An 11,481-nucleotide genomic window follows, 5' to 3' on the forward strand; every position below is an offset into this window, starting at 1 on the left:
TTTGGAAAAACACTTAATATGTCGATGTTAAAATATTTTTTTGATATTGAAAATAAAAATGAAAATAAAAAGCTATTTGAGAATTTAAAAATTTCTGAAAATGAGTATTTTGAAAAGCAGGGGACAGCTCCAGTTATTTCAATTTCATTTAGAAATTATGATGAAAGTAGCTGGGGAAATGGGTTTGAGATGATAAAAAATACAATTTCAGATTTATATGATGAATTTGAATTTGTAAAGGAAAATTTAAGTGCGAGAAAAAAAGAAAAATATGATTCAATTTTATTTAACAGAGCAACTGAAGCAACATGGAAATTATCCTTGCTGGATTTAACAAAATATTTATATGAATATTATGGAAAAAAGGTTGTAGTGCTGATAGATGAGTATGATCAGCCGATAATTGATTCATACGTGAAAGGCTATTATCAAGAAGCAATTAGCTTTTTTAAAACATTTTATGGAGTTGTCCTAAAGGATAATAATTATCTCGAAATGGGAATTATGACAGGGATTTTGAGAGTTGCAAAGGAAAATATATTTTCTGGATTAAATAATCTAAGAGTTCATACAATTTTAGACAATAGATTTACAGAATATTTTGGGATTACGGAAAGTGAAATTGAAAAGGCACTTAAAGATTTTAATTTGGAGTTTGAATTGCAAGATGTTCAGAAGTGGTACAATGGATATTTGTTTGGAGATATAAAGGTTTATAATCCGTGGTCGATTATTAATTTTCTGAATGATGAAAAATTAAAACCGTACTGGGTAAATACAAGTGGAAATGAATTGATAAAATTATATTTAAAAAAACTAAAAAATGAGATTTTTGATGATTTTTCAAAACTTTTGAATAGAGAAGAGATTTATAAACGAATAAATGAAAATATGACTTTTTCAAATCTTGAGTCAAATTACAGTAAAAATATATGGAATTTATTTTTTCACAGCGGATATTTAACACTGGCAAAGAAAATCGAAGATGATGGAATGTGCTATTTAAAAATACCAAATGAAGAAATACTGAAAATGTTCTCAGAAATGTTTATAGAAATTTATTTTGAAGATTATGAGAAATTTTTGTATATGTCAAATGCTTTGAGAGAAGGAAATATAAGTGAATTTGAGAAATATTTGAAAGAAGTTTTATTGGAAAATGTAGGAATATTTGATGTAAGTGGAGTTTATAAAGAGCAGTTCTATCATGGTTTAATGCTTGGAATAATTTTGACTTTGAAAAATGAGTATGAAATAACTTCAAATAATTTTGCTGGGAAAGGCAGGTATGATTTGTTACTCAAGCCTAAAAATCTGGAAAAAAGAAAAGAAGGTATTATTTTGGAATTGAAGGTTGTAAATACAATGGAAAATTTGAGTGAAGATAAAATTTTTGAAAAATTAGAGAATGAGTGTGATATTGCATTACAGCAGATTGAAAAGAAAGAATATGCTTCTGTATTAAAAAATTCTGGAGTTGAGAATGTATTGAAAATTGGGATAGCATTTTTTGGAAAAGAAGTAGCAGTTAAATTTGATAAAAATTACAGTTAATACTAAATCCAATTTATATTAAATATCATTTAAATAAGAATTTGTTACGGACTTTTCTAACAAAAGATATAAACCGATATTCTTATAATAGTTGAAAATTTATTAAATACTCACTATTTAAATAGGGAAAGTATAAAATTATAAATTATTTTGCAAATTAAAAATACATTTATAAAAAATTGCGAGTTTTGAGGTGGTTTTACAATGATTGACAAACTAAAAGAATTAGAGAATCTTGAGAATAAGTATAGGGAAATTGGAAAAATAAATTCGGAGATAGAATCAATAATTGCAAATATAAAAAATGAGGCTGGAATAAGCAGGGAAAAAGAACTTTTGGAAGAGAATGAAAGGCTAGTGAAAGATTTAAAGGCATTTCATGAAAAGATGAAAGTTAGGGAAGAGGAAATTGGAAGGCTTAAAAATAGTAATGCAGTGCTTATTGAGGAATTGAAGGAAGCGAAGAAGGTTAGAAAAAATAGTGAGATTGATAAGTTTCAGAATATTTTGGCTGCGAAGATGAATGTGGAATTGGAAAGTGGAGTGACTAGAAGGCTTTCTAATTATGCAGAGGAAATGAAGAGAAAAGTCAAAATGCTGGAAAGAAATCTTGATGGCGAATTTTCAGAGGAAGCTGATTCATTAAGAGATGAACTCAAAAAAATTAATGAAAAAATTGGTGATTTTTTAGAGAAAAGTAATAGGAAAACTTTTGAAAATAAAATATTTCTTCAAGAAGAATCTTCAGTTTTTCATAATAAAATAAAAGAAGAAACGGCTTTGAAGGAAGGAGAATTTCTTTTTGAAAGAGAGAAAAAAAGATTTGTATTTGAAAAACTTATTGGTTTGAAGGGTTTTAACTTTTTAGGGATAATATCAATCTTTTTGGGAGTTTTTTTGGTATTTCGGACACAGTTTGCAAAAATTTTGGCAAATAATTATGTGAAAAGTTCAGCTTCGTATTTGCTTGGGATGTTTTTTCTTTTTGCTGGAGAAAAATTTTATCAGAAAAATAAGAAGCATTTTGCAGTTGGGCTGATTGGCGGTGGAATTGGGATTCTTTATTTGACTACGCTTCTTTCTACGCTTTATCTCAAACTTTATCCAATGACAGCGGGACTTTTTATATCGGTAATACTGACAGGGCTGGTTGTGATTCTTTCATTGCGATATGATAGTCAAATAATTGGAGTATTGTCGCTGATTGGTGGATATTTGCCTTACGGAGCGTATATTTGGGTGAATAGGAGTAATGTTCAGATTTATTATGTTTTGGCATATTCTTTGATTTTGCAGGGAATTGTGCTTGGAGTTTCTTGGAAAAAGGACTGGATATACAGCAAGATTTTTGGATTTGTTACAGGTGTAGTAAATATGACAGGGCTGATTTATTACTTAAATCATAGTGTTCATGATAAGATTACGGCATTTTTCTACATCGTAATTTTTACAACAGCATACAGTTTCATTTTCCTAAATTCGCACAAAAAAGAAAATCGTCAAAGCAACATAATCGACTATATATTTCTAAGTTTAAATCTAATTATAAAATTTTCATTGATTTACAGCCTGTTTGACAAGACAACCCCAAGTTGGCTAAAAGCGGTATTAGTTGGAACAGTCGGAATAATTTATGGATTTTTTGGCGACAGGCTCAAGGACAACAAAGTTGCAAAAATCTTTTATATCGTGGCATTAGGAAGTTTTATCCTAATTATCCCGTTAATTGTGCCAGAAGAATTTGTTGTGGTTGCCTGGGGTACTGAAACTGCACTTTTATATTTCTTTTATAGAAAATATAAAAATAAAGAAATGCGATATGGGACAATTGCGATTTATCTAGTTTCGTTAGTGAGTAATTTAATTGTGCGGGAAGAAAAATATTTGCTTGTGTATATTCAGGATTTGATGATAATATCTTTTTCATTTGTGCTTTACTTCTGGATAAAACAAAAAAATTACAAGACGGAAGTTAGGATTTTAAATGGAATATTCAAATATCTGATTTTTGCGTATTCAATATTTTTTATAAATAAAGTTGTTTTTGATGTTGTCACTTCATTTAAAATGATAAGTTATGGTGAAGATATATTTTTGAGTTTATTAGTTTCACTTTTTGTTTTAAGAACAGTAACGTATAAAGCGAAAAAATTACAAGACAGTTTTAGTTTGAAATTCTTGATAATAATTGAAATAATTTATTTGTTATTTATGAATATGTACAACTTTTTCTTATATATTTCTGGTTGGAGCTGGAATATACAAGAAGAGAAAATTCCAATAAGTTATCTGCTATCTTTAATTTTATTAATTTTTGTAAATTTTTATTTGTTTATTGTGGCTAAAAATGATATTCATTTATGCTTTTTCAAAAAAAATGAGAAAAAACCATTGTGGATATTGGGAGAATCAATATATTTCCTTTGTGTAGCAAATATTATTTTACAAATATATGAACATTCAGGTGTATTAATTTTAGGAGCTGGACTAGCTTTGGATATAGTTGGACTGCTATTATGTGGATATTTAGTCTGGAAAGGATTTAAAGTGCCGAATAGAAATGTTAGAAGAATTGGGCTTGGAATAGGAATATTTTTTGTGGCAAAAAGTTTCCTTTGGGATTTCTTACGATTTGATAATTCCTATAAGCTGATTGCTTACTTTAGTATGGGGGCTATTTTGATTGGAACTTCTTATATTTATCAGACAGCTTTGAAGAAATTGGAGCAGGAAGTGAAAGAGAGTTTGAGTACTGAAAATTTGAAAGAGAAAGATGAAAATTGATGAAGCAAGAAATATTGGATGTTTATGGGAAATTTGATATAAATAATTTGCCAGATTTTTTTGATAATTTGATATATTTGGCAAGAAAATATAAAAAAAATTTTTATAAATATGTTGAAAATGAATTTTTGGAAAAAATGGTAAATTATAAGTCTGATGATTTTATAATAGGGCATTCTGATGATTTTTTTGATAAGGGAATCAAATATTATGTGAATAACTTTGATGAATATAGCGAAAAGGAAATAATTTTGCAAGTTTCAGGATTGATATGGAGTTTGTGTGTCTATATGATAAATCAGGAATGCCCCGCCTGCCATCAGGCAAATTTAAGATTATTGGAAAGAAGTGGGAAAATATATGAATTTTGTGAAGAATGCTTATTTAAAAGTTGTAATGGAAGTTTAGTAAAAATTGGGGAAGAATTATTTCCAGCTAAAAAAGAATTAGTTTTAAATTATTTGTTCCAAAAAAATGAAAGAAGGTAAAAAATGAAAAGAATAAACAAATTGATATTATTTCTATTTTTATTGACAATTGTTCAACTTTTTTCCAGCCAGTATTTTAAAACTATAAAAATAGCAGGAAAGTCGGCATACAAGCAATTTTTTCTAACAGAGGATATTTATGAGAACAGTAAAAATAATCTTAGAGATATACGGATAATTGATAAGAACGGGAAAGAAGTTCCTTATGTTATCGAAACTGGAAAAGAGCAGGAAAAGCGTAGCGAAAAAATTGTGGCAAAGGCAAAAATAGATGAAGTATTGACGAAAAAGGATAAAATGGAATTTATTGTGAAATTTAATTCCGACAGTTCGTTAAAGGATATAATTGGAAACAGGCTTGCGCTGATTCCTTCTAAAAATTTTTACAGCGAATATACTTTGCTTGGAAGTAATAACGGTACAGATTGGGAACAGATAACTTCGGGAGAAATTTATAAGACACCTGACAAGTCAAACTTGACAATAGAATTTTCGGAAAAAAGATATGAATTTTATAAAATTGTAACGCCGTTGGATAAAGGGAATATCTTTAGTGAAGCAATTTTGAAATTGTCAAATAATGAGGCTGGAAAACTTAAAACTGTAGGGACAAAATTGGATTATAAGGTTGAGCAAGAAGGAAAAAATACAATTCTGAAAATTAAGAGCAAGTTTTTGCCATTAAAAAATGTTGTTCTAGATGTAAATGATGAGTTTCAGAGAAATTATACTGTGAGAAGCGGAGATAATTTTTATGCAGAAGGTATAATTTCTAAAGTTGGGGAAAGGTCAAATTTGGTAATAAATTTAGAAAATGTTCCGAAATTGTCTGAAATAATCGTTGAAATACAGAATGGAGATAATTCACCGCTCAAAATAAATGGAGTAACAGGAAACTATGTTCCAGACAGAATTGTGTTTAGGGCTACAGAAGGGGAAGATTATAAAATAACCTTTGGAGATGAAAGTTTAGATAAGCCTGAGTACGATATTGCAGAATTTGCTGATTCAATAAAAGAACGAGATGAAGTTTTTGTAGGAAAATTGGAAAAGGCAGATGAAAAGAAAGTTTCAAAGCCAAGAGATTACACGGTTTATTATAATGTTTTTATAGGGGTGGTTGTGGTAATATTAATTGGATTTATGATAAATAAAATAAATAAAAATAAAAAATAGAAGAGGAGAATGAATTATGAGTATTGTATTGATTTTAATAGGAATTTTGGTAGTTTTGGTTGTAATTGGAATGGGAATTTATAATAAATATATTAGACTAAAAAATCTGAATGAGGAAGGTTGGAGTGGAATAGGTGTATATTTGCAAAAAAGGCTGGATTTGATACCAAATCTTGTTAATACTGTTAAAGGTTATGCGACACATGAAAAAGAAACGCTGGAAAATGTGGTAAAATTGAGAAGTCAAATGATGTCGATTGATACAAAGGATATTGATAATATTGAAAAAATTCAAAAACTTGAAAATGAAATGACAAAAACGTTAAGATCAATAATGATGTTACAGGAAAATTATCCAGACTTGAAGGCAAATGAAAACTTTTTGAGCTTGCAATCTCAACTAACTCAAATAGAAACAGAAATTCAAAGTTCAAGAAAATATTACAACGGAACAGCAAGAGACAGAAATACTTTTGTGGAAACTTTTCCAAACAATATTTTTGGTGGAATTTTTGGATTTAAAAAAGCTGAGTTCTTTAATGCTGTGGAAGGAGCAGAAAAGGCTCCAGAAGTTAAGTTTTAATTTTTTAGTAAATTTTTTGGAAGAGGGCTTATTATGAAGAGTTTTAGCAACCGAAAATTAAACAGTATTTTTTCAATAATGTTTGTATTTTTCACATTATTTTTCTTAAGTGCGAAATCATTAATTGCTGAAAAAATAACGAATTATGAAGTTACAGTTCAGATGAATAAAAATGGGACTTTGACAGTAAATGAAGTAATTGATTATGAATTTGACGGTGTGGCAAAGCACGGTATTTATAGGGATATTCCATTACGTTCAAAGAAAAATGGCGTAGATATTTACAAATCTTATATAAAAATGAATTCAATAAAGAGAAACGGTATTTCTGAAGAATACTCTACAAAACTTTTTGATGAAGGTATTAGATATAGGGTTGGTTCTGCAGACAGATTTGTGGAAAATGGCGTAAATAGATACGAATTCAATTATGTGATTTATAATGCAGTATTTGAAAAAAATGGAATTTATCAGGTTTACTTTAATGCAATTGGTCAATTTTGGCAAGTTCCTATTGAAAAAGCTGCGGTAAATATAAAATTTGGAAATGGAGAACCTGTTTTAAAAAATGAAATTAGGCAATTAGATATTTTTACAGGTGAATATGGACAAAGCGGAAAAGATTATATTACAAATTTAAATAATGGAACTGTTGAAATTAAAACAAATAAGGTTTTAGAGGCATATAGCGGATTAAGTTTTCGTCTGAATTTAAAAACAGATAATATAAGTCCAACATTTTGGGATAAATTACAGACACTTTATTATGCTCATCCTTTAATTGCTGTAGGACCGATTATAATAATAATTCTAGCAATTTATGGATTTGTAACGTGGTATATATTTGGAAGAGATGTGGATAAAAAGGCAATTGTTCCTGAATTTAACATACCAAAGGATATTTCTGCCATGTATGCGGCTTACATCAATGGAGAAAGAGAACCAAAAGAAATACTAACAATCGGAGTGCTTTCATTGCTTTCTAAAGGTTATGTTGAAGCTAATGACGAAGAAGGTAATGGAAGAAATGTAGAATATACATTGTCTAACAGTAGAAAAAATGAACCTGAATTAGCAGAAGAAGAAAAGATTGTTTTTAATGCTCTTTCTGATAATGGATACATATTTAAAAAAGAAAGAAGCCTTTACGATGCTTCAAATAAAATATTAAAATCATTTGAAAAAGAGTATAAAAAGAAAGTTTACAAGGATAATAATATTTTTAATGTTGTCTTTATTGTCGGTATGATTACAGTTTTTATGATTTCGTCAACTGCAAGTAGCGGAACGGCAGGTATTTCGGATGGTATTTCTGGAGCAGTTTCTCTAGTTATGGTTGCTATTTTCTTTGGAATAGTATTAAATACGATTTTTTCAATTATCAATAATATTTATGGAAATAATAGCAAATTTTTAAAAATTATTAAGTGGATAGCAGTATTATTCTTTTCATTAATATATGGAGTTTTAAATTTCATTATAATTGGAATAATTATGGCAATGTATGCTGTTTATTCAAAAATAATTGGAAGATATACTGTTGATGGAATGAGAAAAAAAGAATACTTGGATGGCATGAAAATGTACATAAAGACTGCTGAAGCAAATCAGATTATGAAATTTAATGATGTAGATGAGCTGGTAGCTTATTTTAAAGGGATATTGCCTTATGCGGTAGCTCTTGGTGTAAAAAATGAAGCGGTAAAACTTATGAAGAATACGATAAAACTTTATAATTTTGATGAAAGTACATATTCTTATATAAATAGAGGAGTACATTTTAATTCATACAATAATTACTTTTTATCAGATATGATTTCAAGAGGTTATAACAATGCATACAATAAAATAGCAGAAGAAAGATTCAGTACTTTGAGAGAAAACTCTAGAAATTCGAGCGGAGGCGGTTTTGGCGGAGGCGGATTCTCAAGTGGTGGAGGCTTCTCTGGCGGAGGTTCCGGCGGAGGAGGTGGAGGAAGCTGGTAGAAATACTGGCTTTTTTTCTTGTTGTAAAGTATTGTTTTTTAGTTTATAATATTGGTATAAATATTATTTTTTTAAATTTGTGCAAGAATTAAATTGAAAAAATATGAAGGAAACAGAGGGGATGAAAAATGGGAAATAAAAAGCGATTACCAATAGGAATGTCTGATTTTAAAAGAATAATAGAAGAAAATTACTATTATGTTGATAAAACAGGATTGATTAGCAGTATTTTAAAAGATGGCGCAAATGTAAATCTATTCACTCGTCCAAGAAGATTTGGGAAAACACTTAATATGTCAATGATAAGATATTTTTTTGATTTTGAAAATAGAGAAGAAAATAAGAGACTGTTTGAAAATCTTAATATTTCAGAAACTGAATATGCAAGTGAGCAGGGAAAATATCCAGTAATATTTGTGAGTTTTAAGAATATTGAGGAAGATGAGTGGGAAGATTGCTATTTTGAAATAAAAAATTTGATAAATAAATTGTATAATGACTTTGAATTTATAAGAAAAAACTTGAATCAGAGTGAGTTAATGGAATTTGACAAGATATGGCTGAAACAGAAAGGGGCAGATTGGAAAAATTCTTTAAAAAATTTGACAAAATATCTGTATGATTATTATGGGAAAAAGAAAGTTGTCGTTTTGATTGATGAATACGATACTCCGATAATTCAGTCATATCAAGCAGGGTACTATAAAAAGGCAATTTCGTTTTTCAAAAGATTTTACGGAGAAGCCTTGAAGGATAATGAATATTTGCAATTTGGGATTATGACAGGAATTTTACGGATTGCAAAAGAGGGGATTTTTTCAGGGCTAAACAATTTGAAAGTAAATACAATATTTGGTGAAAAATATTCTGAGTTTTTTGGGCTTACAGAAAATGAAGTTATAAAAGCTGTGAAATATTATGAGCTTGAATATGAGCTGGAAGAAGTTAAGAAATGGTATAATGGTTATCAATTTGGAGATACTGAAATTTATAATCCTTGGTCAATTATTAATTTTTTGTCGGCTAGGCAATTACGTCCTTATTGGATTAGTGTTTCAGGGAATAAATTGATAGATGAAATGCTTGATGAAGGGAATAAGGAAATATTTGATGATTTGGAGAAATTATTTAATAAGGAGAAAATTTACAAGGAAATAAATGATTATTCTGAATTTACTTTTGATACGGATGATATATGGCAATTATTTCTGTATGCAGGTTATTTGACGATTGGCGGGAAAAAAGTGGATAATGAATATCCTATAAGGATACCAAATAACGAAATACTGGAGTTTTTTGAAAATAGGTTTATTGCCAGATTTATTAGAAAAACTCAAAGATTTACAAATATTATAAAAGACTTGAAGAAAGGAAAAATAGAAGAATTTGCAAAAGGACTTCAAGATGAAATACTATCTTCATTAAGCTATTTTGATACAGATAAGGACGAAAAATATTACAAGATATTTTTAATAGGGATTTTCATAGTCTTAGGAAATGACTATATTAGGCTTTCTGAAAGGGAAAGTGGTTATGGAAGAGCTGATTTGGTACTTGAACCGAAAAACAAGGAAAATCCAGCATATATTTTTGAATTTAAAGTGGCAGGCAACGAAAAAGAAATGGACAATTATGCGATGGAAGGATTTGAACAGATCAGAGAGAAAGAATATGATGTGGAACTGAAAAATCGTGGAGTTAAAGAAATAATCCATATTGGAATTGGATTTTACAGAAAGAAATTGAAAATGAAGTATGAAAGAGTGAATTTTTAGTTTTAGGAGTTTAGATGTGGGAAATATGGATTTTATTATAAAAATTTTGGAAATTATCATAGTTGTAGTTGTTACAGTGTATTCTGTCTTAACTTGGTATTTCTTTGGAAGGGATCCGAAGAGAAAGGCTGTTGTTCCTGAATTTGTGGAGCCAGATTACATTTCTTCAATGTTTGTGGCTTATATTAATGGTGAGAGAGATTCAAAGGAAATATTGAAAATTGGAATATTGTCGTTAATACTGAAGGGATATATTTCCGAAATTGATGAAGATGGTACTGGAAAGAGAAAATATATTATGAATAAGAAAAATAGAGATAATCTGAAATTGAGAAAGGAAACTTTGTTTCAGGAGGAAAATAATTTGCTGGATGTTCTTTCGGAAAATGATTTGTTTGGGAATAAACTAGGAATTATTGGATTTAAAAATCGAATTGTTCATTTTCTGGAAAAGAAATATAAAATGATGATTTATAAAAATAATTACTCATATTTTATTCCATTTATTTTGGGAATAGCAATTTGTATGGCTTTTACATTGTCAAAATTAATGCAGAAAGATATTGCAAGTTCGATGATTCTTACAATTTTTATATTTGGATGGCTAGCATATGTATATAGCATGCAGAGAGGATTACTGAAATTTTTATATGTAACAACTACTGTGGGCGGGTTTATTGGCGTGATATTGTATGCGGATATTTTTTCTGGAATAATTTTGTTAATTTTAGGGATAATGTTTTTGATATATGAAAAGGCAATAGGAAAATATACAGTTTCGGGACAGCGAAAAATGGAGTATATTGAAGGTTTAAAAATGTATTTTGAAACTGCTGAAAAAAATAAAATAGATAAATTTGAAACAGAAGAAGAAAAACTTAATTATTTTAATCGAATATTTCCTTATATTATCGCACTTAAAGTGGAAGATGAAAAAATAGGAATTTTTAAGGATTCTTTGGATTTTTTAAATATAATGGGAAGTTATGCTGAAGCTCAATATTATGTTAATGAATATGTAGATAGAAAATTTCCGATTTTTAGAAAAAAATATATTTTTTGGTAAGATAAGTAGATGATTAGAAAAGTAAAATGTATTTTAGAATTAAAATAACAAAATTTTATAAATTATAAA

The 11,481-nt window shown here is 28.6% G+C and carries 8 protein-coding genes; all 8 read left to right on the plus strand.

Features of this window, described 5'->3' with window-relative positions:
- The coding region (locus Q0370_RS01565) for an AAA family ATPase (protein WP_299571188.1) at window positions 1-1,554 on the plus strand (1,554 nt) is incomplete at its 5' end.
- Between the two features lie 204 nt (window positions 1,555-1,758).
- Window positions 1,759-4,338: a DUF2339 domain-containing protein gene (locus tag Q0370_RS01570; RefSeq protein WP_299571191.1), complete on the plus strand. Its 2,580-nt coding sequence runs from the start codon at window positions 1,759-1,761 to the stop codon at window positions 4,336-4,338.
- Window positions 4,338-4,826: a hypothetical protein gene (locus tag Q0370_RS01575; RefSeq protein ID WP_299571193.1), complete on the plus strand. Its 489-nt coding sequence runs from the start codon at window positions 4,338-4,340 to the stop codon at window positions 4,824-4,826. Before Q0370_RS01570 ends, Q0370_RS01575 begins: the two co-directional genes overlap by 1 nt.
- Window positions 4,827-4,829: 3 nt before the next feature.
- Window positions 4,830-6,002 carry a hypothetical protein gene (locus tag Q0370_RS01580; protein ID WP_299571196.1) on the plus strand — a complete coding sequence of 391 codons (1,173 nt, stop codon included), beginning with the start codon at window positions 4,830-4,832 and terminating at the stop codon, window positions 6,000-6,002.
- A gap of 16 nt (window positions 6,003-6,018) precedes the next feature.
- Window positions 6,019-6,585, plus strand: coding sequence for a LemA family protein (locus Q0370_RS01585; RefSeq protein ID WP_299571199.1), 567 nt, complete (start codon window positions 6,019-6,021; stop codon window positions 6,583-6,585).
- A 33-nt stretch (window positions 6,586-6,618) separates the two neighbouring features.
- A complete protein-coding gene (locus tag Q0370_RS01590) occupies window positions 6,619-8,571 on the plus strand; it encodes a DUF2207 domain-containing protein (protein WP_299571201.1) in 1,953 nt (650 codons plus the stop codon).
- 128 nt (window positions 8,572-8,699) lie between these two features.
- Complete coding sequence (locus tag Q0370_RS01595) at window positions 8,700-10,346, plus strand: AAA family ATPase (protein ID WP_299571204.1); 1,647 nt, start codon at window positions 8,700-8,702, stop codon at window positions 10,344-10,346.
- A 25-nt stretch (window positions 10,347-10,371) separates the two neighbouring features.
- Entirely contained in the window at window positions 10,372-11,412 is a 1,041-nt protein-coding gene (locus tag Q0370_RS01600) for a DUF2207 domain-containing protein (protein WP_299571207.1), read from the plus strand.
- Window positions 11,413-11,481 lie beyond the last annotated feature (69 nt).

The organism is uncultured Leptotrichia sp. (assembly GCF_938036635.1).
Classification (GTDB): domain Bacteria; phylum Fusobacteriota; class Fusobacteriia; order Fusobacteriales; family Leptotrichiaceae; genus Leptotrichia; species Leptotrichia hongkongensis.